This window comes from Aeromonas sp. EERV15 (assembly GCF_900079845.1).
Lineage (GTDB): Bacteria > Pseudomonadota > Gammaproteobacteria > Enterobacterales > Aeromonadaceae > Aeromonas > Aeromonas sobria.
Window position 1 is genome coordinate 158,692 of sequence record NZ_FKKY02000009.1, and the last position, 25,261, is coordinate 183,952.

At 58.7% G+C, this 25,261-nt stretch carries 24 protein-coding genes; 7 read left to right on the forward strand and 17 right to left on the reverse strand.

The window, feature by feature from the left end:
- Window positions 1–94: 94 nt before the first annotated feature.
- The 3 genes from BN4575_RS10060 to BN4575_RS10070 are packed head-to-tail and all read left to right on the forward strand — an operon-like array spanning window position 95 to window position 4,405.
- A complete protein-coding gene (locus tag BN4575_RS10060) occupies window positions 95–1,885 on the forward strand; it encodes an assimilatory sulfite reductase (NADPH) flavoprotein subunit (protein ID WP_068978078.1) in 1,791 nt (596 codons plus the stop codon).
- Complete coding sequence (gene cysI / locus BN4575_RS10065; RefSeq protein ID WP_068978079.1) at window positions 1,885–3,609, forward strand: assimilatory sulfite reductase (NADPH) hemoprotein subunit; 1,725 nt, start codon at window positions 1,885–1,887, stop codon at window positions 3,607–3,609. Before BN4575_RS10060 ends, cysI begins: the two co-directional genes overlap by 1 nt.
- Complete coding sequence (locus tag BN4575_RS10070; RefSeq protein ID WP_068978080.1) at window positions 3,599–4,405, forward strand: phosphoadenylyl-sulfate reductase; 807 nt, start codon at window positions 3,599–3,601, stop codon at window positions 4,403–4,405. The genes cysI and BN4575_RS10070 overlap by 11 nt, the downstream gene beginning before the upstream one ends.
- Window positions 4,406–4,513: 108 nt before the next feature.
- Here BN4575_RS10070 and proX read toward each other — a convergent pair whose 3' ends face one another.
- From proX to BN4575_RS10105, 7 genes are all read right to left on the reverse strand, one after another.
- Window positions 4,514–5,554 carry a glycine betaine/L-proline ABC transporter substrate-binding protein ProX gene (gene proX / locus BN4575_RS10075; RefSeq protein WP_068978081.1) on the reverse strand — a complete coding sequence of 347 codons (1,041 nt, stop codon included), beginning with the start codon at window positions 5,552–5,554 and terminating at the stop codon, window positions 4,514–4,516.
- Window positions 5,551–6,699, reverse strand: a complete 1,149-nt coding sequence (proW, locus tag BN4575_RS10080) for a glycine betaine/L-proline ABC transporter permease ProW (RefSeq protein WP_068978082.1) — start codon at window positions 6,697–6,699, stop codon at window positions 5,551–5,553. The genes proX and proW overlap by 4 nt, the downstream gene beginning before the upstream one ends.
- A complete protein-coding gene (gene proV, locus BN4575_RS10085; protein WP_068978083.1) occupies window positions 6,696–7,892 on the reverse strand; it encodes a glycine betaine/L-proline ABC transporter ATP-binding protein ProV in 1,197 nt (398 codons plus the stop codon). Before proV ends, proW begins: the two co-directional genes overlap by 4 nt.
- Before the next feature lie 542 nt (window positions 7,893–8,434).
- A complete protein-coding gene (gene folA / locus BN4575_RS10090; RefSeq protein WP_068978084.1) occupies window positions 8,435–8,926 on the reverse strand; it encodes a type 3 dihydrofolate reductase in 492 nt (163 codons plus the stop codon).
- 18 nt (window positions 8,927–8,944) lie between these two features.
- Entirely contained in the window at window positions 8,945–9,412 is a 468-nt protein-coding gene (locus tag BN4575_RS10095) for a threonine/serine exporter family protein (protein WP_042022775.1), read from the reverse strand.
- Window positions 9,409–10,206 (reverse strand): threonine/serine exporter family protein, encoded by a 798-nt coding sequence (locus BN4575_RS10100; RefSeq protein ID WP_068978085.1) that lies wholly within the window; start codon window positions 10,204–10,206, stop codon window positions 9,409–9,411. The genes BN4575_RS10095 and BN4575_RS10100 overlap by 4 nt, the downstream gene beginning before the upstream one ends.
- A gap of 236 nt (window positions 10,207–10,442) precedes the next feature.
- Window positions 10,443–10,778, reverse strand: a complete 336-nt coding sequence (locus tag BN4575_RS10105; RefSeq protein WP_068978086.1) for a DUF3135 domain-containing protein — start codon at window positions 10,776–10,778, stop codon at window positions 10,443–10,445.
- A 374-nt stretch (window positions 10,779–11,152) separates the two neighbouring features.
- On the opposite strand from BN4575_RS10105, the gene mog reads away from it, so the two are divergent.
- Complete coding sequence (gene mog, locus BN4575_RS10110; RefSeq protein ID WP_068978087.1) at window positions 11,153–11,683, forward strand: molybdopterin adenylyltransferase; 531 nt, start codon at window positions 11,153–11,155, stop codon at window positions 11,681–11,683.
- 67 nt (window positions 11,684–11,750) lie between these two features.
- Here the strand turns inward: mog and BN4575_RS10115 are convergent, their stop codons facing one another.
- From BN4575_RS10115 to trmB, 6 genes are all read right to left on the reverse strand, one after another.
- Entirely contained in the window at window positions 11,751–12,152 is a 402-nt protein-coding gene (locus BN4575_RS10115; protein ID WP_068978088.1) for a DUF2541 family protein, read from the reverse strand.
- Window positions 12,153–12,188: 36 nt separating this feature from the next.
- Window positions 12,189–12,344, reverse strand: coding sequence for a hypothetical protein (locus BN4575_RS22070; RefSeq protein ID WP_176716428.1), 156 nt, complete (start codon window positions 12,342–12,344; stop codon window positions 12,189–12,191).
- Window positions 12,345–12,425: 81 nt separating this feature from the next.
- The gene (locus BN4575_RS10125) at window positions 12,426–13,721 is read right to left on the reverse strand and encodes a sulfurtransferase (protein ID WP_068978090.1); all 1,296 of its coding nucleotides are present in this window, start codon (window positions 13,719–13,721) and stop codon (window positions 12,426–12,428) included.
- Between the two features lie 29 nt (window positions 13,722–13,750).
- A complete protein-coding gene (gene glsB, locus BN4575_RS10130; RefSeq protein WP_068978091.1) occupies window positions 13,751–14,671 on the reverse strand; it encodes a glutaminase B in 921 nt (306 codons plus the stop codon).
- Window positions 14,672–14,793: 122 nt separating this feature from the next.
- Entirely contained in the window at window positions 14,794–15,126 is a 333-nt protein-coding gene (locus BN4575_RS10135) for a YggL family protein (protein ID WP_042022764.1), read from the reverse strand.
- A 48-nt stretch (window positions 15,127–15,174) separates the two neighbouring features.
- Window positions 15,175–15,888 (reverse strand): tRNA (guanosine(46)-N7)-methyltransferase TrmB, encoded by a 714-nt coding sequence (gene trmB / locus BN4575_RS10140; RefSeq protein ID WP_042022762.1) that lies wholly within the window; start codon window positions 15,886–15,888, stop codon window positions 15,175–15,177.
- Between the two features lie 288 nt (window positions 15,889–16,176).
- On the opposite strand from trmB, the gene BN4575_RS10145 reads away from it, so the two are divergent.
- A complete protein-coding gene (locus BN4575_RS10145; RefSeq protein WP_068978092.1) occupies window positions 16,177–17,358 on the forward strand; it encodes an aminotransferase-like domain-containing protein in 1,182 nt (393 codons plus the stop codon).
- Between the two features lie 72 nt (window positions 17,359–17,430).
- Here the strand turns inward: BN4575_RS10145 and BN4575_RS10150 are convergent, their stop codons facing one another.
- The gene (locus BN4575_RS10150; RefSeq protein WP_068978093.1) at window positions 17,431–18,960 is read right to left on the reverse strand and encodes an EAL domain-containing protein; all 1,530 of its coding nucleotides are present in this window, start codon (window positions 18,958–18,960) and stop codon (window positions 17,431–17,433) included.
- A gap of 255 nt (window positions 18,961–19,215) precedes the next feature.
- Between BN4575_RS10150 and BN4575_RS10155 the strand changes: the two genes are divergently transcribed.
- Window positions 19,216–20,121: a TIGR01777 family oxidoreductase gene (locus tag BN4575_RS10155; protein WP_068978094.1), complete on the forward strand. Its 906-nt coding sequence runs from the start codon at window positions 19,216–19,218 to the stop codon at window positions 20,119–20,121.
- 136 nt (window positions 20,122–20,257) lie between these two features.
- On the opposite strand, the gene BN4575_RS10160 is transcribed toward BN4575_RS10155, so the two are convergent.
- Both BN4575_RS10160 and BN4575_RS10165 read right to left on the reverse strand, forming a co-directional pair.
- Window positions 20,258–22,705 (reverse strand): ABC transporter permease, encoded by a 2,448-nt coding sequence (locus BN4575_RS10160; RefSeq protein ID WP_068978095.1) that lies wholly within the window; start codon window positions 22,703–22,705, stop codon window positions 20,258–20,260.
- A gap of 36 nt (window positions 22,706–22,741) precedes the next feature.
- Window positions 22,742–23,437 (reverse strand): ABC transporter ATP-binding protein, encoded by a 696-nt coding sequence (locus tag BN4575_RS10165; protein WP_064340783.1) that lies wholly within the window; start codon window positions 23,435–23,437, stop codon window positions 22,742–22,744.
- A 56-nt stretch (window positions 23,438–23,493) separates the two neighbouring features.
- Here BN4575_RS10165 and BN4575_RS10170 point away from each other — a divergent pair, with 56 nt between their 5' ends.
- Complete coding sequence (locus tag BN4575_RS10170; protein WP_068978096.1) at window positions 23,494–24,105, forward strand: arylesterase; 612 nt, start codon at window positions 23,494–23,496, stop codon at window positions 24,103–24,105.
- A 93-nt stretch (window positions 24,106–24,198) separates the two neighbouring features.
- On the opposite strand, the gene BN4575_RS10175 is transcribed toward BN4575_RS10170, so the two are convergent.
- Complete coding sequence (locus tag BN4575_RS10175; protein WP_042022746.1) at window positions 24,199–25,143, reverse strand: chemotaxis protein CheV; 945 nt, start codon at window positions 25,141–25,143, stop codon at window positions 24,199–24,201.
- Between the last annotated feature and the right edge of the window lie 118 nt (window positions 25,144–25,261).

Sequence of the window (25,261 nt, forward strand, 5' to 3'; positions counted from 1 at the left end):
TCAATAATGGAATAAAGAAGATATTTTTATTCTTTGTTGTTAGCCAACACGCCCTTTAATCTGGCCAAAAATCAGACCATGGAAGACGCGTGTGATGCAATTGAAGGACTCCCCATTCAACCTCTCCCCCCTCTCTGACGAGCAGCAACGTCAGCTGGGTCAGGTACTCTCGACCCTCAATACCCAGCAACTGGCCTGGGTGAGCGGATATCTCTACGGCCTCTCCCAGACCGGTCAGCAGAGCGTTACCGCCAGCGCGGCCGTGGCTGCGCCCAGTGGCAGCCTGACCATTCTCTACGGCTCCCAGACCGGCAACGCCAAAGGTGTCGCCAGTGCCATCAAGGCGCAGGCCGAGGCCCGTGGTCTACCGGTCACCCTCGCGTCGATGGCCGACTACAAACCCAAGCAGCTCAAGAAAGAGAGCCATCTGCTGGTGGTAGTGAGCACTTACGGGGAGGGTGAACCGCCGGAGAGCGCTGTCGATCTGTTCGAGCAGCTTAAAAAAGGCAAGATTGGCAAGCTGGACGGCCTCAAGTTCGCGGTGCTGGGGCTGGGTGACAGCTCCTACGAATTTTTCTGCCAGACCGGCAAAGATTTTGACAACTTCCTCGCCACCGCTGGGGCCGAGCGGATTTATGAGCTCGCCAGCCTCGATGTGGATTATCAGGATGCCGCCAAGAGCTGGGGCGAGCAGGCACTCAACGCCATTGCCGCGACCCTCTCTACAGGCGCAGCCAGCAACAATGTGGCAAGCGAGGTGCAGCAGGCGGTAGGTCATAGCCAATACAGCAAGGAGAACCCCTTCCCTGCCCGCCTGTCAGTCAACCAGAAGATCACCGGTCGGGATTCCACCAAGGATATCCGCCATATCGAGATCAATCTGGCCGACTCCGGCCTCACCTATCAGCCGGGTGATGCCCTCGGCGTCTGGTTCGACAACGACGCCGATCTGGTGGGCGAAGTGCTGGCCCTGGCCGCCCTCTCTGGCGATGAAGCCACTGCCCACGGCAGCTTGCGCGCCGCACTGACCGGTCACTTCGAGCTGACCCGGCTGCACGGCGGCTTTATCACCGGTCTTGCCGAGATCGCGGGCAACGCAGCGCTGAAAGATCTGGCCGGCGACAAGGTTCAGGTCAATGGGCTGGTGGCCTCAGCCCAGATTGTGGATGTACTGAAGCGTTTCCCGACCACACTCACTGCCGAGCAGCTGATCGGGCTGCTGCGCCCCCTCACCCCGCGCCTCTACTCCATCGCATCAAGCCAGAGCGAGGTGGAAGAGGAGGTGCACCTGACCGTCGGGGTGGTTCGCTACCCGCAAGAGGACGGCACTGTGCGCTCTGGCGCGGCCTCATCCTATCTGGCGGATCGGCTGATTGAGGATGGCGAGGTGCGGGTGTTTGTGGAGCACAACGACAACTTCCGCCTGCCGGCCAATCCCGACACCCCCGTCATCATGGTGGGCCCGGGCACCGGCATCGCCCCGTTCCGCGCCTTTATGCAGGAGCGGGAAGCTCAGGGCGCGGAAGGCAAGAGCTGGCTCTTCTTCGGCAACCCCCACTTTACCCAGGATTTCCTCTATCAGGTGGAGTGGCAGCGTTATGTGAAATCGGGGCTGCTGTCGAAGATCTCGCTGGCCTTCAGCCGGGATCAGGCCAACAAAATTTATGTGCAGGACCGCCTGCGCGAAGCGGGCCAGGAGCTCTATCAGTGGCTGGAAGCAGGTGCTCACTTCTATGTGTGTGGTGACGCCAACAAGATGGCCAAGGATGTGCAGGAGGCCCTGCTGGATGTGATTGCCGAACACGGTCACAAGAGCCGTGAGGAAGCAGAAGAGTATTTGAGCGAATTGCGTCGTGCCAAACGTTATCAAAGGGATGTCTATTGATGAGCAAACAACCTGTCTTGCAACAAAAAGCCGGTCCAGTCGAAGGACCACTGGCCGACAACGAGCGCCTCAAGCGCGAGAGCAACTTTCTGCGCGGTACCATAGAGCAGGATCTGCAAGACCCGCTCACCGGTGGCTTCAACGGCGACAACTTCCAGCTGATCCGCTTCCACGGCATGTACCAGCAAGATGATCGCGACATTCGCCCCGAGCGCGCCGCCCAGAAGCTGGAGCCGCTGCACAACGTGATGCTGCGCGCCCGCCTGCCGGGGGGGATCATCACCCCGGCCCAGTGGCAGATCATCGACAAGTTCGCCGAAGAGCACAGTCTCTACGGCAGCATTCGCCTGACCACCCGTCAGACCTTCCAGTTTCACGGGGTATTGAAGCGCGACATCAAGCTGATGCACCAGACCCTCAACAGCACCGGCATCGACAGTATTGCCACCGCTGGGGACGTGAACCGCAACGTACTCTGCACCAGCAATCCGGTGGAGTCCGAGTTGCATCAGGAAGCCTACGAGTGGGCCAAGAAGATCTCCGAGCACCTGCTGCCCAAGACCCGCGCCTACGTGGAGATCTGGCTGGACGGTGAAAAACTGGGGCAGGACGAGGAGCCTATCCTGGGCTCCAACTACCTGCCGCGCAAATTCAAGACCACTGTGGTGATCCCGCCTCATAACGACGTGGATATCCACGCCAACGATCTCAACTTCGTGGCGATTGCCGAAGGTGGCAAACTGGTGGGCTTCAACGTACTGGTGGGTGGCGGGCTCGCCATGACCCACGGAGACACCAGCACCTATCCACGCAAGGCGAGCGATTTTGGCTTTATTCCGCTCTCCCACGTGCTGGAAGTGGCGGCTGCCGTCGTCAGCACCCAGCGCGACTGGGGTAACCGGGTCAACCGCAAGAACGCCAAAACCAAGTACACCCTTGAACGGGTGGGGGTGGAGGCCTTCAAGGCCGAGGTGGAGAGCCGCGCCGGTATCCCCTTCGCCGAGAGTCGCCCCTATGAGTTCACCAGCCGTGGCGATCGCTTCGGTTGGGTCGAGGGGATCGACGGCAAGCACCACCTCACCCTGTTTATCGAGAATGGCCGCCTGCTGGACTTCCCGGGCAAGCCGCTCAAAACCGGCATGCTGGAGATCGCCAAGGTGCATCAGGGGGATTTTCGCCTGACCGCCAACCAGAACCTGATCATCGCAGGGGTGCCCGCCAGCGAGAAGGCCCGCATCGAAGGGCTGGCGCGCCAATACGGTCTACTGGATGACGGCATCAGCGAGCAGCGCAAGCAGTCGATGGCCTGTGTGGCCCTGCCCACCTGCCCACTGGCGATGGCTGAGGCCGAGCGCATGCTGCCCGCCTTTGTCACCGACATCGAGGGCTTGCTCACCAAGCACGGGCTGGCGGATGACGCCATCGTCTTCCGGGTCACCGGCTGCCCCAACGGCTGTGGCCGCGCCATGTTGGCGGAAGTGGGTCTGGTGGGCAAGGCGCCCGGCCGCTACAACCTCCATCTGGGGGGGAATCTGGAGGGGACCCGCATTCCGCGCCTCTATCAGGAGAACATCACAGAGCCGCAGATCCTGGCCGAACTGGACGCGCTGATCGGCCGCTGGGCGAACGAGCGCAATCAGGGCGAATGCTTTGGCGACTTCGTGATCCGGGTTGGGGTGATTGCTCCCGTTATCGATTCTGCGAGAGACTTCTATGCTGCTTAATCTGCCGCTTAATGTCACTGAAGATGGCCGCCTTGACCTGCAGGCACTACTGGCCCTCGGCCGTGAAGAGCAGACCGAAGCGCTGGCGCCCCTCAACCGGGAGCTGGATACCATGAGCGCCCCCGAACGGGTGCGCTGGGCACTGGCCAATCTGCCGGGGGAGCATCTGCTGTCGTCGAGCTTCGGCATTCAGGCGGCGCTGATGCTCCATCTGGTGAACCGCGAGCGGGCCGACGTGCCGGTGGTGCTGACCGATACCGGTTATCTGTTCCCCGAGACCTATCGCTTTATCGACGAGCTGACCGAGCGCCTCGCGCTCAACCTGAAGATCTACCGTGCCGAGTTGTCACCGGCCTGGCAGGAGGCGCGATTTGGCCTCTTGTGGGAGCATGGCGTGGAGGGGATCACCCGCTACAACCAGCTCAACAAGGTGGAGCCGATGGATAGAGCCCTGCACGAGCTCGGCGCCCAGACCTGGTTCTCCGGCCTGCGCCGGGAGCAGTCCGGCAGCCGTGGCAAGTTGCCGGTGCTGGCCATCCAGCGCGGCCGCTTCAAGTTCCTGCCGGTGATCGACTGGAGCAACAAGGACGTCTTTTACTACTTCAAGGAGTTCGACCTCCCCTACCATCCGTTGTGGGAGCAAGGCTATCTGTCAGTCGGCGATGTGCACACCACCACCAAGTGGGAGCCGGGCATGAGCGAGGAGCAGACCCGCTTCTTCGGCCTCAAGCGCGAGTGCGGCTTGCACGAGGAGGGCGGCAAAGAGCATGGCGAGCAGGGCGGCTCCGGCATCTGAGCCCGCAGGCAAGGTCGGATCCTGACCATAAAGAACGCCCGGCAACTGCCGGGCGTTCTGCTTGGGCTGATTTGCAGCCCTTCCAACGGGACGGATCGGGAGAGAGGCTTAACCTGCCGCGTTGACCTGCTCGGCGGCAACCCGCGCCTGAGTCAACCAGTCGCTGACCTGAGCTTCGTGCCCCTTGAGCCAGGCCATCACATGGCGCTCGATATCCGCTTGGGTGTTCTGGCCCTTGTTCATCAGCCCGTTCTGGATGTTGATGTCATTCAGCGGCAGCTTGACGATGGAAAACAACTTGGCAGCCGCCGGGTTGGCGTCGGTGAATGCCTTGTTAGCCACGATGTGTATGGTGTTGACGGCGAAGCCGTAGTTCTTACCGTTGGGCAGGCGGGTGCTGTCGGCATCTTTGGCGCCAGCAGGCACCTCAAGCCACACCACATCCCGCCCCGGCACCAGCTCGCTGCTGAGCCAGTAGGGGGTCCAGGTGTAGTAGAGCACCGACTTGCCGCTCTGGAGGCGGGCACGGGTATCGGCGATCAGCGCCGCATAGTTGCCCTGCTTGTGAGTAATGGTGGAGGTCAGCCCGAACTCATCCAGATGATGGTTGATCGCCTCTTCGCAGCCCCAGCCCGGGTTGCAGCCCACCAGATCGGCCTTGCCATCCCCATCGCCGTCAAACAACGCCGCCAGCTTGGGATCCTTGAGCTGACCCAGATTGGTGATGCCATATCGGGTCGCGGTCTGCTTGTCGATGAGATAGCCCTGAGCGGCACCTGATGCATAAGTGCCCTGACGGAAGAACACCTTGTCTCCCCCCGCATGCTGGTACTTGTTGTCCTGCAGCGGGATCCAGTTAAAGGTGAGGAAGGTGCCATCCCCCTGCGCCACCGAGGCATAGGCCACGTTGTAATCCACCTCCTGCACCGGCTGGACGTCATAACCCAGACGCCCCATCAGCTTGCTAACCAGCAGGGTCTGGAAGGTCTCTTCCGGCAGGGAGCTCTGCAAGGGTTGAACGCGGATCCCCTCCCCCGGCCGCTCGGTGCTGGCGATGGCGATGGCAAGCGGACTCAGCAGCGAGGAGCTCAACAACAGGGTGCTCAACAGCAAGCAATGACGAGTGCGCGTTGTGGTGATGAGGTTCATCCATTTACTCCTTTGTAATCGATGGATTTGCTGCGGCCAGTGAGGCGCAGCAGCAAGGAAGCGGGGCCACGCTGATACCAGCGGCCAACCCGGTTGCGATCCGGTTGGCCCATCGCCTGGGTCAGACGGTCGAGCACTATGGCCAGCAGTACGATGCCGAGACCGCCAATGGAGGCGAGCCCCATATCGAGACGCCCGATGCCACGCAGCACCATCTGACCCAAGCCGCCGACCGCGATCATCGAGGCGATCACCACCATGGAGAGCGCCAGCATCAGGGTCTGGTTGACCCCGGCCATGATGGTGGGCATGGCGAGTGGCAACTGCACCTTGAACAACAGCTGGGAGGGGCTGGCGCCAAAGGAGTGAGCGGCCTCCACCAGATCCACAGGCACCTGTCTTATCCCCAGCATGGTGAGGCGGATCATCGGCGGCAGGGCGAAAATCACGGTCACCACGACGCCGGGGACGTTGCCGATGCCAAACAGCATGACGATGGGAATCAGGTAGACGAAGGCCGGAGTGGTTTGCATCGCATCCAGCAGCGGCCGGGTCCAGTGGGAGAGCCGTTCACTGCGGGCCAGCAAAATGCCCACCGGCAAACCGATCAGAATGCAGAAGACGAGCGAGGTCAGCACCAGCGACAGGGTCACCATGGCATCGGACCAAGCACCAATCAGCCCGATCCCGACCAGTGCGGCGAGGGTACCAAGCGCCATCCGGCCGTTGACCAGCTGCCAGGCGATCAGGGTCAACAACCCGATCATCAGGGTAGATGGCACCGTCTGCAGCAGATGGGTCATGGCGTTGAGGGTCACCTCCACCGGCGCACGGATCAGCTGAAACAGCGGGCGCAGGTTCTCCACCAACCAGCCGATGCCCCCTTCGACCCAGCTATCTAGCGGCACCAGCGCCTGCTGGAAGGGATCCAGCCAGTTGACGGCGGCCGGGGTATCCACGGCAGCAATCTGGTTTTGCCAGTCGGCCGCCTCGGTGGCGGTACTGCCCCAGGGATCGGCGGCAACCGTGGTGGTCGCTGCACCCCAAGGGTCAGCATCCGCTTCATCAGCCCGCAGGGAGGGGCTCGCCAGCAGCAGAAGCGCCAGCAAGCCGATTAGCAATGCGTGGGGATTGTTCAGCTTCATACCGGGGTACTCCTGTCCAGGGTGTTGAGCAGATTGGCCTTGGAGATAAGCCCCAGATAAGTGCCATCCTCCTCGACCACGGGCACCTGACAGGGTGCAGCTGCCACCTGACTGATCAGTTCATTGAGAGAGGTGTCGGCCAGGATCGGCTGGATATCCGCCAGCAACGCCTGCTCCAGACTCCCCTTGCCACGCACGGCCTCACTGAGCGACTCGACCGAGACGACGCCGATGAAACGGCGACTGCGATCCACCACGTAGCCAAATTCCCGCTCCAGCTCCTTGAGCTGACGCAGGGCGTTGCCCGGCCCGTCGGTGGTGTGTTTCTTGATAAGCGGCATCTGCTTGCGACTGACGATATCGCGGGCGCTGAAAACATTGGCGAGATCCACCCCGCGAAAGAAGGCGCGCACATAGTCGTTGGCGGGCTGGCTCAGGATCTCGTCGGGGGTACCGACCTGCACCACCTGACCATCCTGCATGATGGCGATGCGATCGCCGATCCGCATCGCCTCATCCAGATCGTGGGAGATAAACACTATGGTGCGCTGATGGCTGGCCTGCAGCTTGAGCAGCTCGTCCTGCATCTCGGTGCGGATCAGCGGATCCAGCGCGGAGAAGGCCTCGTCCATCAGCAGGATATCGGGGTCATTGGCAAGCGCACGAGCCAGTCCGACCCGTTGCTTCATGCCACCGGAGAGGGCATCGGGGAAGGCCTCAATCCACTGGCCAAGACCCACTTGATTGAGTGCCTGACGGGCACTTTCCTGGCGCTCGAGAAGCGGCACACCGGCCAGCTCCAGCCCGAAGGCGGTATTTTCCAGCACGCTCAGGTGCGGCATCAGGGCAAAGGATTGAAATACCATGCTGATCTTCTTGCGCCGCACCTGACGCAGTTCGCTCTCCGACATGGCGGCGATATCCTCACCGTCGATCAGCACCTGACCACGGGTCGGTTCGATAAGGCGGTTGAAGAGCCGCACCAGCGTCGATTTGCCCGAACCGGACAAGCCCATCACCACGAAGATCTCCCCTTCGTGAATGGCCAGATCGACCCCCTGCACACCCAGAGTCTGTCCGGTTTTCTGCAGAATGCTGGAGCGGTCGTGCCCTTTCGCCAGCAATTTGAACACCTTTTCCGGATGTTCTCCGAAGATTTTATAGAGTGATTTGACTTCGAGTTTGACTGTCATACTGTCCTTTTTTCATGGTCGACATCTTGGTGATTAACCTGCCGAACGCGAACCAATTGCTTTCTACACTAAGCAATTAACAGTCAAAACAAAAGAACCACAAGAGTCCCGTAAAACAAAGCAATCGATAAGCACTTGATTTTAAATCATTATTTAAAGCAATTAAAAACAGACATGGCCGGATTTTATCCATAACAACCGCAACAGTTAGCGAGAAGATGTTGTGAAAACCATTTAAAAACAATCAAAAAAAACAGCAAAATCAGCCATGTAAGCGCCTATTGGATAGGGGCATTCCACTCTGATAGCTCTCACCAATAAATAATTACAACTCTAACTATCTAATTGTCAGAATGGGGAGCAATTGGGAGACAAGAAGAGAGGCTGAAGCAGTGATCAAACGCCTCGCTTAGATCGCAACGGCCACCTTGGATAATCGGCCTGCTGGACAGGTTTCTTCTGGCAAACCGCCAGTGCGAAAAAAGCCCCTTGTGCAACACAAGGGGCTTTTTACTGGCTATCAGTTAGCGCATCACAATGGGTCAGCGTCGCTGCCAGGTCTCGAAACTGTAGGGGTGCGGGTTCTTCTCATCGGCAGGGTGGCTCTCACTGTCGATGCGCTGCCACTGACCATCGTCAAAGGCGGGGAAGCGGGTATCCCCCTCTACCGCCAGATCGATGCGGGTCAGGTAGAGGTAATCCGCACTCGCCAACATCTCGGCATAGAGATGACCGCCGCCGATCACCATCAACTCCGCCACCGCGCTGCTCGCCAGCAGGGCCAGCGCCGCCTCGACGGAACCCACCACTTCGATGCCCTCGCCCTGATAGCCGGGGTTGCGACTGATCACCAGATTGCGCCGTCCGGGCAGCGGTCGTCCAATGGATTCAAACGTCTTGCGCCCCATCAACACCGGTTTGCCGAGGGTCACCCGTTTGAAGTGAGCCAGGTCAGCAGGCAGATGCCAGGGCATCTGGTTGTCCTTGCCGATCACCCGGTCGTGGGCCATGGCGGCAATCATGGAGATCTTCATTGGGGCTCTCACCGTCTGTCAGATTATGGGGCGGTTACGGTACACGACCAGAGACGGGATCGCCAAACCGAAACTGAGGGCGCCGACGATAAAGAGCGCCTTGAGGCCGTTCTCCACCGCGCTCTGCATCAGCTCCATGGTCACCCCGGAGATATTGAGTTCCACCACCGCAATCATGGTCTTGAAGGCATAGCTGCCGGGGATCATCGGTATGATCGAAGCCACACTGAACACCGGACGCGGCGCCAACAGACGCTGGGACCAGTAGACGCAGACAAAACCGACCGTGGTCGCCGCCGCCAGGGTCGCCCACTCGATGGGCATACCGTAGTGGATCAGCAGGGTACGCAGGCTGTGGGCCAACGCCCCGCCCATGGCGCAATATTTCAGCATCCGCGGCGGCACGTTGAACAGCATGGCAAAGCCCACTGCGGGGATAGATGACCAGAAGGCATCCTTGGCCAATAACCAGAGCAGATCCGTCATACCTTCCACCCCCAAATCCCGGTCAGCGACATGGCAAGAATAATGCCGATCGCAGCACTGATGGTCAGCAGGGTCGCCGAGCCCCAGCGGGCCAGCCCCATGTTGAAGTAGCCCTTCACCATGTCGGAGACCGCGTTGATCAGCGGAAAGCCCGGCACCAGCAGCAAGACACTCGCCGCCATGGCAAGATAAGGCTGCGCCCCCCAGCCGAAGAAGGTTGCACTGGAGGAGAGCAGGGTGGCGATAAAACCGGTTACGGCAAAGTTGATAAGTGGGCTGTGGTGATGACGAGCGATCAACTGGCGCACCCGCATCGCCACGGCAGACGAAAAGCAGGTCACCAGGAAGATAGGCCAATCACCGCCAAACAACAGGCTGAAGGCGCCGCAAGAGAGCCCCACCATGGGCACCACCAGCCAGGGGTGATAGTGGAAGGGGACGATGGCTTCGAGGCGCTGGCGCACTTCACGGGCACCGATCAGCTCTTTCTCCGCCATGATGCAGATGCGCTGAATTTCGCACACCACCTGCATGTTGATGCCGTGCTCGCGCACCCGCCGGGTGGTGGTGACGCAACCGCCCTGATAGAGACTGGTGAGCACGATAGCACTGGAAGAGATGGCCATTTCGACACTCTCCAGCCCCAGCGCCATGCCAAGGCGCACCGTGGTCTGCTCGATGATCCGGCTCTCCGCCCCGAACTGGGCCAACATCTGACCCACCTTGACGATAATGCGGGTGATCTCTGTCTGTTGCTCCCGCGACAACACCCGTCTTGGTGTGATACTTCTCATAATCCCTTCGAGTCGTAGCAATAAAAGTGTCGGCCATATTAGCCTAACTTTTGTTGTTATTCATCCACCCCTATCACAACCTGGTCTACCAGTTATTACAAGAAGGAAAAAAGAGGCCACATTACAAATACATTACCACTAACATTAAAAACCATAACAATCGGCATATCATGAATAGCTATTTATATTGGTTTCCCATATTCAGTAAAAATATCAAAAAAAAGCGTTGTGGCAGGTTATTTACCACATTGATAATCAGCCAGACAGATTATTTTACCACTGCTATCGCTTTCAGCTGGTAACTCCTCCTGCTCACTGAACTGGAGCATTTCGCTACGCATCACATAAAAGGATTCCCGCATCATGCTGGCGATCCGGATACAACTATCGAGGTTGTTTTTCGCCAACCGACGCTGGCCATCAATCTTGAATTGCAAGCCACGCAGACGGCGCTGCTGATCAGGACTTGCCCGGGTCATCAACTGATCTATCTGCTGCTCCAGAATCGCATCCAATCGGGCAGGCTCAGTTGTAGCCAGCTCTTTCAAGGTATCAAAATCAGGCAACTCCATACGCCCTCCCCGGCAATGTTTGCTGGCTTCTCACATCGGTGCCATAGCGATCCAGCTATATAACAGTGTATATACGACCAATATAAAAAGGATTCCATCAACAGGTTCCGGGGTGAACAGAAAAGAGTGCTTATAAAATTTAATTGTGTTTAGGAACAAGCAATTATTTTAATTTTGAACGTTCAAAAATACTTATACGCTTTTGGCTGTAAGTTTAGGTTTTTTACTTCAAATAAAAACCAGTGTGACTTTACTTCGCTTCATTCGACACTTTATTCTCCCCGTTCCACTCGGCCACATTTCTTGATGATTTAACATATCTCACTGATTATGTTATTTTAATTGCCACTTTATCGTTCATCCAAGAGCAGACCATGAGCAAGGCAAAAATCGGTATCGTCACCGTCAGTGATCGCGCCAGTGCGGGCATCTATGAAGATCTCTCTGGCAAAGCCATCATCGACACCCTGAACGCCTATCTGACCTCAGAGTGGGAACCCGTCTATCAGGTGATCCCCGATGAGCAGGATCAGATTGAAGCGACCCTGATCCGGCTGACGGATGAAGAGCAATGCTGCCTCATCGTCACCACCGGCGGCACCGGCCCGGCCAAGCGGGATGTCACGCCGGAAGCGACCGAGGCAGTGTGTGATCGCATGATGCCGGGCTTTGGCGAGCTGATGCGGGCCGAATCCCTCAAGTTTGTGCCAACCGCCATTTTGTCGCGCCAGACGGCCGGACTGCGCGATGACACCCTGATCGTCAATCTGCCGGGTAAACCCAAATCGATCCGCGAGTGTCTGGATGCCGTCTTCCCCGCCATCCCCTACTGCATCGATTTGATGGAGGGGCCTTACCTCGAGTGCGATGAAGCCGTCATCAAGCCATTTCGACCGAAAAAATAGCTAACCTGGCCATAAAAATAATGGCGAGCCACGGCTCGCCATTATTTAAAAAAAGATCGTAGCCCGATTATTTACGGCCAAATACTTTGACGCCCGCCTTGCTCCCCTCTGCATTACCGTACACTTCAAGCCGTTTTACGCAGACTCTCGAGCCGAGGGATTTCCATTCGGTCTCTTTATCAGCGCGCATATTGCGATCAAATTTGATGGTCTTGGTACGATTGCTACCATATGTCACCACGATCCGATCCAGCGTCAAATCGCGCTCCGCCTTCACCTTGATATATTTGGTCTGACGACAAGCAACCATGGGAATATTGGCACCATGATCACCGATCCCCAGCAAAATAGTGCGGCCAAGGGTGAACTGGTCATCACTGGCATGGCAGGCTGAGGCCACCACCAGCAACAAAGTACCAAATAGAACGCGACTGGAACTCGCGATACGCCAGATTGAGTTCAGGGACATAACACCTCCAATAAAAACGGAGCGTTATGATACGGGTCAAACCATAACGGAAGCTGTATTCATGCCGTGAATGGTGAGAAAAAGGAAGTATTTGAGCACATCAGCGACATCCAGCCTGCGGTGGCCCGTCACTTCTGAAAACGACAGGGCCACCCGCAGATAGCCCTGATAATCAAAGATGATAATCAGCAACTTGGCATCGCTATCTGGCTCGGTAGACACATCAATGAAAAAGGCCGGACATCTCTGTCCGGCCTTTTGTCTACTGCTCAATCATGACTTGGCGGGCTGACGCTCACCGGTCACGGTCGGGTTTTTCGGATCCATGCTCCATTCGTACCAGCCGCCGTCATAGACGCTGATCCGTTTCCAGTCCATCAGCCAGGCGTAGAAGAAGGCCTCGGAGGCGCGCCAGCCGGTACCGCAGTAGAACGCAGCCTGCTGGGTCGGCTCGATATTCCACTGGTCCCACATGGCGAGGATCTCGCGGGCCGGTTTCATGGTGCCGTCCGGGTTGTGGAAATCGCTCATGCTGTTGGCATCCACCCCGCCGTGACCCCACTTGGCCCCCGGGATATCGCCCTTCGGCTTGATGTAGCTGTAACCGGAGGTGTTGCCGACAAACTCGTCCCAGGTACGCACGCTGACCATCGCACTATCCGGCTGCTTGAGCAGCGCCTTGGCCTGATCCAGGGTGGTGTAGTACTCGGGGTGCGCGGGAATGGCCACGCCAAACTCCTTCACCGGCTCATATTTGTTAGGCAGACCGGTTTCGGTGCGCAGGTGCTGCACGAACCAGGCATCCAGCCCCCCATCCAGCAGGCGCACATCTTCCACCCCGGCATACATCATCAGGTGGGCTGCACGGGCCGCCGCCATGGTGTTGCGACCATAGAGGATGACGGTGGTATCGTGACGGATGCCATTTTCCAGCAGCAACTTTTTGAGTGCCTCATCAGAGACCTTGTTCCACAGCGGCTCCTCTTCCAGGTCGTTGGTATTTATATACCCCGCCCCCGGGATGTGACTGATAAGGTAGGCCTTGGGTGAACCCCAATCCACTTCAAACAGCTTCCAGTCGCCCTTGGGCGCCGCTACGACCGGCTTGCCCTCTTGCAGGTCCGCCAACCAGCGCGGATAGACCAACTGCTGCCAGCGAGCCAGAGACTCCCGTGGCATGGTTTTCCAGCCCTGCAGCTCAAACAGTTGCTTTACGCCCTGCTTGCGCAGCAGACGTGCGACTTCGGCGACTTCCCGCGGCGCACCGTAGATCGCAACCGGACGATCGGCCTTCAGCCCCTTGCTCTCGAGCGCTGCTGGCCACTCTTCATCACTGTATTTCCAATCGGCGGAAAGACTCTCGGCGCCAGTAACGTGGCCCCCCTGCTTCTCTCCGTCCATGGGCCAGCCTTGATAGAAGTGGCTGGCGCGGGTATCCAGGATGACCGCCTGTTTGGCCTTGGCATCGGTCAGCGAGAGCCGTGGCAATTCCCCTGCCAAAGCCGGCTGTGCGCACCAGAGCAGTAAGGTCGCCAAAACGGCCTGCAGAGAGCGAAAATGTCGTTTCATGGTGATTTCTCGATTCATAGTGAACAAGGTTAAAAAATGGAGCGACCCAGCCGCTCAGCCAGCAGCTCCAGTGCCGCCGTACCCGCCAGCGAATTGCCAGCCTTGTTGAGCTCTGGTGACCAGACACAGACGCTGAGTTCACCCGGGATCAGGGCGATGATACCGCCACCCACCCCCGATTTTCCCGGCATACCCACCCGATAGGCAAAATCTCCCGCCTCGTCATAGAGACCGCAGGTGGCGAGCAGGGCGTTGACCTGCTTGGTGGTGCGGGCTGGCAACAGCGGCTCGCTGCCGCCCAGCGGCAGGCCACGGTTGGCCAGATAGACGAATGCCCGCGCCAGATCGACGCAACTCATGCGGATGGCACAGGCATTGAAATAGCTTTGCAGTACCTTGTCTACTTCGTTTTCGAAGTTGCCATAGGCCTTCATCAAATAGGCGATGGCAGCGTTGCGGGCCGAGTGTTGATACTCGGAGCGGGCCACCACCTGATCCGCCATGATGGCCGGGTTGCCAGCAAGACGCCGCACCAGCTCGAGGGTACGTTGCCGCGGCGCGGTGAGGCGGGTCTCCAGCAGATCACTCACCACCAGCGCCCCGGCATTGATAAAGGGGTTGCGGGGAATGCCCTGCTCGAATTCAAGCTGAACGAGCGAGTTAAACGGCTGGCCTGAGGGCTCCTTGCCGACCCTGGCCCAGATCTCCTCCTCCTGATAGAGGGTGAGCGCCAGCGTCAGGCTCAAGGCCTTGGAGATACTCTGGATGGAGAAAGGTTCGCAGGCATCACCAGCGGTAAACAGCTCTCCCTCGACGGTACAGACTGCGATACCAAGGCGATCGGCCGGTACCTGAGCCAATGCAGGAATGTAGTCGGCCACCTTGCCCTGCCCGAGCAGCGGGCGCACCTCTTCAAGAATGCTGGCCAGTAATTCGGATGACAACACCATAAGCGATAAGCGATTCCATGACTAAAACAGCGGTGGAGATCCCATCCCCACTGACAAAAATCCCGCCAGCGGCGGGATTTGTCTAATTACCCACAACAAGGCGCCAGAAAGGCTGCCCTGTATCAGGCCGGTTCACCGTACCAGAGGTCGAACAGCTCGGTGACCACCACGGCTTCCATCCCCTTGCCTTCCAGCCAGGATTTCAGCACAGCGCGGTCTTCTTCGGTACATTTACCCAGTTGCTGAGTGCAGATCATCCCTTCCCAAGCCAGGTGGCCTGAACCGGCGAACGCCAGGCGGCGGGGTTCTACAACCTCATCGATCATCGCATCGACTACTGCATCGATGGACTCTTCGGCAGTGCCGACCGGGAAGTTGAAGCTGATGTCGAAACCCATTTCCTGGAATTCATCGACGCGCAGTTTCTTACGCAGACGGCGGCTACGATTGGCCATGATAGCTCCTCAAGTTAGTTGATACGCTAGGTGAATTGACGTGCCAGCTTAGCTGACGCGTTTGAAAATCAGATCCCAAACCCCGTGACCCAAACGATGGCCACGTTGTTCAAATTTGGTCAGCGGACGCCAGTCCGGACGGGGCACCCAGTTGCCGGTCGCAGAGGTATTCTGGTAACCCTCGGCGGCGCTCATTACTTCAAGCATGTGCTCGGCATAGTTTTCCCAGTCGGTCGCCATGTGGAACACGCCACCGATGGCCAGCTTCTGACGAATATCCTGCGCAAACGCCGATTGTACGATGCGGCGCTTGTGGTGGCGACTCTTGTGCCAGGGATCCGGGAAGAACAGCTGCAGGCAGGCGAGCGAACCATTGGGGATCATGTGCTCCAGCACCTCGACCGCGTCATGACAAATGACCTTGAGATTGGTGACGCCCGCTTCCTGTGCAGTACCCAAACAGGCACCTACGCCCGGGGAGTGCACTTCGATACCGATGAAGTTCTTCTCGGGGGCATTCTTGGCCATCTCAACCAGAGAAGCACCCATGCCAAAACCGATCTCCAGTACCACCGGGGCCTCACGGCCAAACAGGGCAACCAGATCAAGGGGCGCTGGCGCAAAATCAATACCCATGACCGGCCAGAGATCTTCCAGTGCCTTCTCCTGCCCTTTGGTCAGGCGGCCTTCGCGACGGACAAAGCTGCGTATTTTGCGCATAAAAGTGCCGTCTTCGTTAAATACATCTTGGGTCACAGGCATAATGAATTGCTCGTTATCTCGTCAATCAGCGAAAACAGGGGAGCGAATTATCCCAAGATAGGCCCAAGGCGCAAGTGTTTCACACAACAAATATTCCATTGCGCCACCAACCGGCCCCTTAACAGGCTCGATACCCCAGTTAACCGCTCAATATAATCCGAACCAGTGTCAATCCAGCCCTTTTCTGGCGATTTTTGTGACAATCATTGCCTCATTTCTGAAATCTGATACAAACGGATAACCTGGCGGTCGAATGGAGCGACCGCCCACATGCCGAGAGAATTGTCTATGCAGCCGTTTTTTGCCCAGCGCTTCGAGAAGGTCGAACCTTCCTTTATCCGTGAAATCCTCAAAGTTGCCGCCAATCCGGAGATCATCTCCTTCGCCGGTGGCCTGCCCAATCCCCACCTGTTTCCGGTCAAGGCGATCGATCAGGCCTGTCAGGATGTACTGCGCGAGCAAGGGGCTGCCGCCCTGCAATATGCCGCCACCGAGGGCTTCGCTCCGCTGCGCCAGTATATTGCCGAGCGCTACCTGACCCGCCACGGCATGCAGGTCAATCCGGACAACATCCTGATCACCAGCGGCTCCCAGCAGGCGCTGGATCTGCTGGGCAAGGTGCTGATCGATGAAGGACAAGATCTGATCATCGAAGAGCCGGGTTACCTTGGCGCCATTCAGGCCTTCTCTGTCTATCAGCCCGCCTTCAAACCCATCACTCTCGGCGAGGAGGGACTGGATCTGGCGGCGCTGGATGCGCTGCTGGCAAGTGGCTCCAATGCCAAGCTGCTCTACGGCGTGCCCAACTTCCAGAACCCGAGTGGCGTCTCCTACAGCCGTGCCAACCGCGAAGCGCTGGCGCAGCGGCTGGTCAGCCACGAGCTGTTGATGGTGGAAGATGATCCCTACGGCGAACTGCGCTTCGAAGGGGAGCATCTGCCCCCGATTGCCAAGCTGGCGCCAAACAATACCGTGCTGCTCGGCTCCTTCTCGAAAACCGTGGTGCCCGCCTTCCGCCTTGGCTGGATGCTGGTGCCGGACTGGCTGCGCAAGAAGGTCACCATCGCTAAACAGGCCACCGATCTGCACAGCAACGCCTTCAGTCAGCAGGTGCTGCACCGCTTCCTGATGGATCACTCGCTGGATGCTCATCTGGAAAAAATCAAAGAGGTCTATGGTCGCCAGCGTGCCGCCATGGAGGCCGCTCTGGCCCGTCACTGCCCGCCCGGCGTCAGCTACACCCGGCCGGAAGGGGGCATGTTCCTCTGGCTGACCCTGCCAGCCCACATCAGTGCCATGGCGCTGTTTGACGAGGCAATCAAAGAGAAAGTGGCTTTCGTACCCGGCGCCCCTTTCTACGTGCGCCCCGAGATCAAAAACACCCTGCGCCTGAGTTTTTCTTGTGTGGATGAAGCCACCATCGAAGAGGGGGTCAAACGGCTGGTTCGCGCGCTCCAGCGCATGCTCTGATATGCATACCCTGCTGCACTAATAAAAAACCAGCGATCTCTCGCTGGTTTTTTATTGCAACTGCCAAGCCACTCAGCCAAACAAGCGCTTGCTGAACTCCTTCATCGGGACTGGCCGCCCATAGAAATACCCTTGCAGATAGTCAACATTGCGCGACCGCAGATAATCCGCTTGAGTCTTATTCTCCACCCCCTCGGCTATCAAAATTAATTCCAGTCGACTCGCCAGATCAATCACGTTCTCGACAATATGGCTGGAGAGCGCATCAGTCCCTATCATGCCGACAAAACTCTGATCGATCTTGAGCGCATCGACCTGAAACTTCTGTAGATAGGTGAGACTGGAGTGGCCAGTACCAAAGTCATCGATGGCAATCAACACCCCCAACTGGTGCAATTCGGCAAACAGTTGGTCTGTTACCTCATCAGCCACAATCAGCTCCCGTTCGGTCAGTTCTAGCCCCAAATCGACGGGGTTATCCTTGAACGCATCGAGAAATGCCCGGCAATCGGCCACCAGGCTGAGATCCTTACAGTGGCTGGCGCAAATGTTGAAACAAAAATGAAATTTCGTCGGCAGTTTGCTGGCATGGGGGGAGAAATAATCCCGTACCTGCGCCATCAGCTGGCTGGTCATGGGCACAATCAGCCCGCTATCTTCCGCCAGCGGAATGAAGCGATCCGGCGAGATCATTCCCTGTTTGGGGTGCTGCCAGCGCATCAACACCTCGCAACCGCGCAACTGCTCATTATCACCGCCGACCACGAGTTGCAGGTAGGGAATAAACTCCTGTTGTACCAACGCCCGTTTCAACTCTTCTGCCGGGCTGTTACTGCGGCCCATCAACCAGAAGGTGCCAAATCCAACCAGTAACGCCAGCAAGGGGCAAAGGATTAGGGTGTCTCTGGAATAGCGCCAAGCGTGGCTCAGATAGTCATCACTCGTCACCTGGGTGACTACCTTGTAGGGGAAACTGGCCGAAGAGAGTGCCATATAGCCCTCTTCTGTTGAGGAAGGCGCTGCCCCGACCTGACCTGAGCCAAACAGTGCACTCTGCCCCACCACCAAGGCCATTGGGGAGCTCTTGCTGGAGATCTCCAGGGTTCTGCGCAGGTAATACCCATCCACAGCGATCAGTGCACTTCCTTGGTCAACCTGATGACGCAGCACGATCAGCGGTCTATCCGGAGTCGTCGCATTACCACTGAGCAGTTGTAGCTTGCCGTCTACATAGTTGTCCGGACCGAAGGGCCCATCATAGTCGCCATACAGGGACGTACAGTAGATCCGGCGACCAATAGCCAGATTGGCGGAACGGACATCTGGCAACATGAGCACCTGCTCGCGCAGCAGCAATGCAGCCTCCGAACAGGGAGCTCCAATCACGCCCTCCACATTAGTGGCTGCTTGCTGGGCATAACCCAGGGTGCGATCAAACATCAGCTGGGCACGCTGCAAACGTGACTCGGCATCCTGCCTTATCTCCGAAACGGTCTGCCAGATCACAGCTACGCCCCCCAGCAGCAGGAGCGTGACGCCAACCAGCAGTGCCACCACAATCCTTTTGTAGAGCTGGCGAAGTTTCAAACGACGAAATGGCATGGATGCCTCTTTGATACACTGATTAAGTGGTGACAGCCCCGATGGACAGCGCGAAGGGCCGTCATGATAGCGAGCGAACAACAAATGTCCACCCAACAAAAATCAATCAACTCATCACTTTGTTCAACAATACATCGCAAGGAAGAGATATGGTTAACACACATTTAAGTAACTATATGTTCGCCAAGCATCTTGCTTGTTGATCTGGATAGGTGCCATTAGAGTAGAGCAAGACCGCAGCAGGAGTGAACCACGATGAAAATTCTGATTACCGGAGGAACCGGCTTTATCGGCCGCAAACTAGTGGCTCATCTCAAGGTCAATCACGAGGTGGTGGTACTGAGTCGGCAAAGCAGCCGCGCTTATATCCTGCTCGGCCATGACATTAAGGTGATCGATAGCCTGGACCGGCTCGATGACCTCAATGACGTGGATGCAGTGATCAATCTGGCGGGTGAGCCCATCGCCGCCGGACGCTGGAGCGAGTCGCGCAAACAGCTGCTCTGCGATAGCCGCTGGCTGCTGACCGAGCAGCTGGTGGATCTCATCAAACTCTCCAGTACACCGCCCAAGGTGCTGATTAATGCCTCCGCCATCGGCTGGTATGGCAGGCAGGGCACCGAAACCCTCGACGAGCAGTGCCGATCTCCCAACGACGAGTTCACCCACCAGCTCTGCCAGCAGTGGGAGACTCTGGCGCAGGAAGCACAGAGCAGCCAGACCCGGGTCTGCATCGTGCGGATCGGGCTGGTGCTCGGCATGGATGGGGGCGCCCTGCCCAAAATGCTCCCCCCCTATAGACTCGGGCTCGGCGGCCCCATGGGGCCGGGCAGCCAGATGATGAGCTGGATCCATGTGCAGGATCTGGTGCGCGCCATGCTGTTCTTGCTGGAGCACGAAGAGTGCAGCGGCATCTTCAACGGAACCGCCCCTCATCCAGTCAGCAACCGGGAGTTCAGCCAGACCCTGGCCACCACGTTGCACCGCCCGCACCTCTTTTTCGTGCCCGCCCCCCTGCTGCAACTGGTGATGGGGGAAGCGGCGGATCTGCTGCTGACCGGCCAGAAGGTGATGCCCGCACGACTGCAACAGGCCGGTTTTCACTTCAGCTATCCCGAGCTGCCAAGTGCCCTCACCAATCTGCTGCACGAACCCCGTTAACTGACGCCAGCTCGCTGAGCCCGCTCGTCAGCACCTCGAATAACAAGCAGCCCGGCCAATGGCCGGGCTGCTTGCTTGTTGGTGATAGTGGGTGATCGATGGCGCCATGTGGTGGCATCGGTTCGCACTGTCGGGATTACAGCAACCCCTGACCCAGACCCCGCAGCCGATCGCTGAGGGTGCCAGCCAGCAGCTGACGCTGCATCCCCTGCCCGGCGAGCGTCACCAGCAAGGCCCCCAAGGTTGGCAGGCCAAGCCAGATGGCCCAGTGGAACTGCCACTGTCCCTCGAACCACCACCACTGCAGGCCAAAAGAGCAGAGCTCCACCACCATGGCGGCGCAGAGCCCCGCCAGCAGACCACTGGCCACCAGCTCCCAGCGCAGCATCTTTTTCAGCAGGTCGCTGCTGGCACCCAAGGTGCGCATCAGCAACAGCTCACGCCGACGCTGAGCCATGCTGGCCTGGGTCTGGGTCAGTAGCACCAGCAATGCCGCCACCGTCACCAGCCCCAACATCAGGGCCAGCGCCCGGCTCACCTGCTCCGATACATGGGTCAGGCGTGCGATCAGATCATCCACATCGATCAGGCTCACCGTGGGATGACGGCGGATCAGCTCCACCTCGGCGCTGCGCCCTTCAATCGGTAAACGATAGCTGCCCAACCAGGTACTGGAGAAAGAGGCCAGCAGATCGGGTGAGAAGATCATGTAGAAGTTGGGACGCATATTGTCCCACTTGATACTGCGCAGACTGGTGACCCTGGCACCGAAGCTGCGCCCCTCGATGGTAAAGGCGAGCATATCCCCCAGCTTGATATCAAGCCGCTTGGCCAACTCGCTATCCACCGACACCTCGCCGGTGCCGGCGAGCCATTTCCCGGCTACCAGCTTGTTATCCGCTGGCAGGGTGGCTGTGGTGGTGAAGTTGAGCTCCCTATCGACCCCTTCACGGCCACTGCGGGCCCCCTCGCCCACCGCCTCGCCGGCAATATGGGTCAGCCGCCCGCGCACCATAGGATAGAAATCGGAAGTGGTGGCCCCTGCTGCTGCAAGCTCGCTCAGGATCCCCTCCCGCTCGTTCTCGGCCACATTGACCAGAAACCGGTTGGGCGCATCGGCGGGCAGGCGGGCAGAAAACTCATCCAGCAGATCGACCCGGGCCGCCCATAGCAAGCCAAACAGCATCAGCGCCAGCGCAAAACCCGCCAGCTGAAACAGGCCGCTGCTGCGCTCGCGCGACAGGTGGGCCAGCGCCAACCTAAGAGCTTGCGGCCCCTTCACTCTGGCCCCCAGCCGCAACATCAGGGATGCCAGCAGGGCCAGCAGACCCATCAGCAATCCCATGCCACCGACCAGGCCCAGCGCCAGTTTCACATCAGCAGTGAACCCCCACACCAGCGCAAACAGCCCGAGCAAACCGACCGGCAAGGCAAGCCATGGAGGAATGCCCGCCTCCAGCTCCCGGCGCAATACCCGCAGCGGCGGCACCTTCAGCAGCCGCAAGAAGGGCACAAAAGCGAGCAGCAGGGTGATAAAGAGCGCCACTGCCACCCCAAGGGCAAAGGGTCGCCAGGAGGGAGGCGGCAGATCCGGTGGCAACAGGTCCCCCAGCAGTTGCAAGGTGATCCACTGCATGGCGGTGCCCGCCACCAGCCCCAGCAGCGCACCGATCAGCGTCAACGACAGCAGCAACACACTCATCAGTTGCCACAGGCTGGCACGGGATGCCCCCAGCGTCTTGAGCAGCGCCACCATATTGGTCTGGCGTTCGGCAAAGTGACGCACCGCAATGCCCATCGCCAGCGCCCCCAGCAGCACCCCGCTTAGCGAGGCGAGCCGGAAGAAACGCTCGGCATTAGCCAGCGATCGGCCCACCCGGGATTCACTGTCATCGGGTTTGATCCACTTCTGTCCGGCCTGCAATTGCGGCAGCAGCCACTGCTCGTAACGGGCCAGCGACTCTCGCGGCCCCTTGAACAGATAGCGCCACTGCTGGCGGCTGCCCGGCAACAGGGCGCCGGTCGCCTCGATATCGGCACTGTGGATCAGCGCCCGCGGCGCCAGCAGGAAGGGGCTGAAGCCCTGATCCGGCTCCTCGCCAAGCAGACCGGCAACCTTGAGTACCGTATTGCCCACCTCCAGCTCATCCCCCGTTTTGGCCTGCAGCAGCTGCATCACCCGGGCGGAGAGCCAGATCTCGCCGGGGACCGGGGGGCGGGCCGGTTCCAGCACCAGCTTGCCGTAGAAGGGAAAACCGTCGGGCACCGCCCGAATGGAGGCGAGCTGCAACGCATCACCGTGAAACAGCATGCTGTTGAAGCTGACGGTGGTCTGCAGCGCCAAGCCATCCTGTTTCGCCCGGGCCAGCCAGCCATCCGGCAGGGCGGCCGCGGTGCGCAGCACCCGATCCGCCCCGATAAAATCACGGCCCGACGCCTTGAGTCCGGCATCGAGCCGATCCGCCACCAGCGCCACACTCAAGACGCACGCCACGCTCAGGGCCAGCGCCAGCACAAACCAGCGCAGTTCACCGCTGAACCCTTCCCGGCGAAGCAGTCGCCATCCCAATCGCCACTGCATCATCCCTTGCATCTCCCGCCTGACCCGCAGCAAAACCCGTTACACCACATCATGGGCCACCTCGCGATCCAGCCTGCCCGCAGTCATCACCACTTGCCGCTGGCAACGCTCGGCCAGCTGATGGTCATGGGTCACCACCACCAGCGTAGTGCCGTGCTTGCGATTGAGTTCAAACAGCAGTTCGATCACCTTCTCGCCGGTCTTGCTGTCGAGGTTACCGGTCGGCTCGTCCGCCAACAGCAGGCTGGGACGAGTCATAAAGGCGCGGGCAATAGCCACCCGTTGCTGCTCACCGCCGGAGAGCCGTGGCGGCAGATGGTGCAACCGCTCGCCAAGCCCGACCGCCGCCAGCAGTTCGCGGGCTCTTGGCTCGCAATCGCGCTCACCGCGCAGCTCGGCGGGTAACATCACATTCTCGAGCGCCGTCATGGTGGGGAGCAGCAGGAACGACTGGAACACAAAGCCGATCTGCTCGGCGCGCAATCGGGCCCGCCCCTCTTCATCCAGCTCGCCAAGGGATTTGCCGAGGATTTCGATATCCCCCTGACTCGGCAGATCGAGCCCGGCCAGCAACCCCAGCAGGGTGGACTTGCCGGAGCCGGAGGCGCCGACCAGTGCCACCGTCTCGCCGCTATTGACTTGCAGATCGATCCCTTCAAGGATGGTGAGACTTTCCTGGCCGAGGCGAACCGATTTGCCGAGGCCCTTGACGACAATAATGGGGGTTGAACTCATGCGTTGTGTCCTTTGTTCCAATCCCTTGATGGCAATCCATAGCGGGAGTTGAATTGATGGTGCGTATTCTGTTTGCTTTGTTGGTTGGCCTTGGCAGCCTGCTCTCGTCGGTTCAGGCCCAGACCCTGCTGGTGCTGGGTGACAGCCTGAGCGCCGGGTATCAGATGCAGGTTGCGCAGAGCTGGCCCGCCCTGCTCAACCAGAAATGGCAAGATGAGGGGGGCAAAAACACCCTGCTCAACGCCAGCATCAGCGGTGAAACGACCCAAGGGGCCCTGGCCCGCCTGCCCGCCCTGCTGAAAGAGCACAAACCGGACTGGCTGCTGATCGAACTGGGGGGCAACGACGGCCTGCGCGGCTTCGCGCCGACCATTACTCGCCAGAATCTGACCAGCATGATCGCGCTCGCCAAGGAGCAGCAGACCCGTGTGGTGTTGACCCAGATCCAGCTGCCCCGCAACTACGGTGCCCGCTACCTGCGCCAGTTCGAGCAGATCTTCCCGGAGCTGGCAGAGATCAACGATCTGCCGCTGCTACCCTTCTTCATGGATGATATTGCGCTGCGCCCTGAACTTATGATGAACGATGGCATTCATCCCACCCCGGCGGCCCAACCCCGGATCCGCGATAAAGTTGCCCGCTTTATGGAACCGCTACTCAGCCAATAAGTCCGCCTCTTTGAGCCAATATCCCAATAACAAAACATCCCGCCGAAGCGGGATGTTTTGTTATTGATTGAGAATGACTGGGCAGGCAGCTTCTCAGTTTTCCAGCACCTGGCGCAGCCGCTCCTGGGCCACCCCCACCAGCAGGTCGGGCTGGAACTTAGAGATAAAGCGGTCACACCCTACCTTCTTGACCATGGCTTCGTTGAAGTTGCCACTCAGGGAGGTATTGAGAGTGATAAAGAGATCGGACATACGCGGATCGCTGCGCACCTCGTGGGTCAGACGGTAGCCGTCCATCTCCGGCATCTCCGCATCGGTGATCATCAGCAAAATCTCGTCGGTCACCTTCTTGCCTGCATCACACCAGCCTTTAAGCAGGTTAAGCGCCTGCAAGCCATCCTGACACTCAATGATTTCAAGACCCAGTTGCATCAAGGTTTCGCGCACCAGATTACGGGCAGTGCTGGAATCATCGACGATCAGCACCTTGCGACCATGCATCTCTGGCAGGATATCCCGATCCAGCACCTCTTCCGAGATCCGGATGTCATAGGTGATGATCTCTGCCAGCACCTTCTCCACATCGATGATTTCGACGATCTGATCGACGCCGTCATCCGGAATACGAGTGATGGCGGTGAGGTAGTTGGCACGCCCGGCAGAGCGCGGTGGCGGCAAAATATCCTTCCAGGTCATGTTGACGATGTTGGCAACCTGCCCCACCAAAAAGCCCTGAATGGTGCGGTTGTACTCGGTGATGATGAGGTTGGATTCAGTGTCGATGGGCATGGGGCGCATACCGATGGCACTGCGCAGATTGATCACCGGGATCGAGGTGCCACGGATGTTGGCCACACCGCTGATATTGTGGTGAGAACCGGGCATTCGGCTAAGGTGCGGCAGTTTGACCACTTCCCGCACTTTGAAGACGTTGATGGCAAAGATCTGGCGGGTGCCGAGACGGAACATCAACAACTCCAGGCGGTTTTCACCGACTAGCTGAGTTCGTTGATCAACTGAATCCAATATACTCGCCATATGCAACGTCCATCTGTTTATTAATCGACTCTATTATAGAGGCTGCCCGCCAGGAAAGGCAGGCGCATTTTCAACCAGATCGACCAACCAGACAAAAAAAGTGAGGCCGAAGCCCCAC

Coding starts and splice junctions, on each gene's coding strand:
- BN4575_RS10060 (WP_068978078.1), top strand. CDS start 95: ATGCAATTGAAGGACTCCCCATTCAACCTCTCCCCCCTCTCTGACGAG.
- cysI (WP_068978079.1), top strand. CDS start 1,885: ATGAGCAAACAACCTGTCTTGCAACAAAAAGCCGGTCCAGTCGAAGGA.
- BN4575_RS10070 (WP_068978080.1), top strand. CDS start 3,599: ATGCTGCTTAATCTGCCGCTTAATGTCACTGAAGATGGCCGCCTTGAC.
- proX (WP_068978081.1), bottom strand. CDS start 5,554: ATGAACCTCATCACCACAACGCGCACTCGTCATTGCTTGCTGTTGAGC.
- proW (WP_068978082.1), bottom strand. CDS start 6,699: ATGAAGCTGAACAATCCCCACGCATTGCTAATCGGCTTGCTGGCGCTT.
- proV (WP_068978083.1), bottom strand. CDS start 7,892: ATGACAGTCAAACTCGAAGTCAAATCACTCTATAAAATCTTCGGAGAA.
- folA (WP_068978084.1), bottom strand. CDS start 8,926: ATGAAGATCTCCATGATTGCCGCCATGGCCCACGACCGGGTGATCGGC.
- BN4575_RS10095 (WP_042022775.1), bottom strand. CDS start 9,412: ATGACGGATCTGCTCTGGTTATTGGCCAAGGATGCCTTCTGGTCATCT.
- BN4575_RS10100 (WP_068978085.1), bottom strand. CDS start 10,206: ATGAGAAGTATCACACCAAGACGGGTGTTGTCGCGGGAGCAACAGACA.
- BN4575_RS10105 (WP_068978086.1), bottom strand. CDS start 10,778: ATGGAGTTGCCTGATTTTGATACCTTGAAAGAGCTGGCTACAACTGAG.
- mog (WP_068978087.1), top strand. CDS start 11,153: ATGAGCAAGGCAAAAATCGGTATCGTCACCGTCAGTGATCGCGCCAGT.
- BN4575_RS10115 (WP_068978088.1), bottom strand. CDS start 12,152: ATGTCCCTGAACTCAATCTGGCGTATCGCGAGTTCCAGTCGCGTTCTA.
- BN4575_RS10125 (WP_068978090.1), bottom strand. CDS start 13,721: ATGAAACGACATTTTCGCTCTCTGCAGGCCGTTTTGGCGACCTTACTG.
- glsB (WP_068978091.1), bottom strand. CDS start 14,671: ATGGTGTTGTCATCCGAATTACTGGCCAGCATTCTTGAAGAGGTGCGC.
- BN4575_RS10135 (WP_042022764.1), bottom strand. CDS start 15,126: ATGGCCAATCGTAGCCGCCGTCTGCGTAAGAAACTGCGCGTCGATGAA.
- trmB (WP_042022762.1), bottom strand. CDS start 15,888: ATGCCTGTGACCCAAGATGTATTTAACGAAGACGGCACTTTTATGCGC.
- BN4575_RS10145 (WP_068978092.1), top strand. CDS start 16,177: ATGCAGCCGTTTTTTGCCCAGCGCTTCGAGAAGGTCGAACCTTCCTTT.
- BN4575_RS10150 (WP_068978093.1), bottom strand. CDS start 18,960: ATGCCATTTCGTCGTTTGAAACTTCGCCAGCTCTACAAAAGGATTGTG.
- BN4575_RS10155 (WP_068978094.1), top strand. CDS start 19,216: ATGAAAATTCTGATTACCGGAGGAACCGGCTTTATCGGCCGCAAACTA.
- BN4575_RS10160 (WP_068978095.1), bottom strand. CDS start 22,705: ATGATGCAGTGGCGATTGGGATGGCGACTGCTTCGCCGGGAAGGGTTC.
- BN4575_RS10165 (WP_064340783.1), bottom strand. CDS start 23,437: ATGAGTTCAACCCCCATTATTGTCGTCAAGGGCCTCGGCAAATCGGTT.
- BN4575_RS10170 (WP_068978096.1), top strand. CDS start 23,494: ATGGTGCGTATTCTGTTTGCTTTGTTGGTTGGCCTTGGCAGCCTGCTC.
- BN4575_RS10175 (WP_042022746.1), bottom strand. CDS start 25,143: ATGGCGAGTATATTGGATTCAGTTGATCAACGAACTCAGCTAGTCGGT.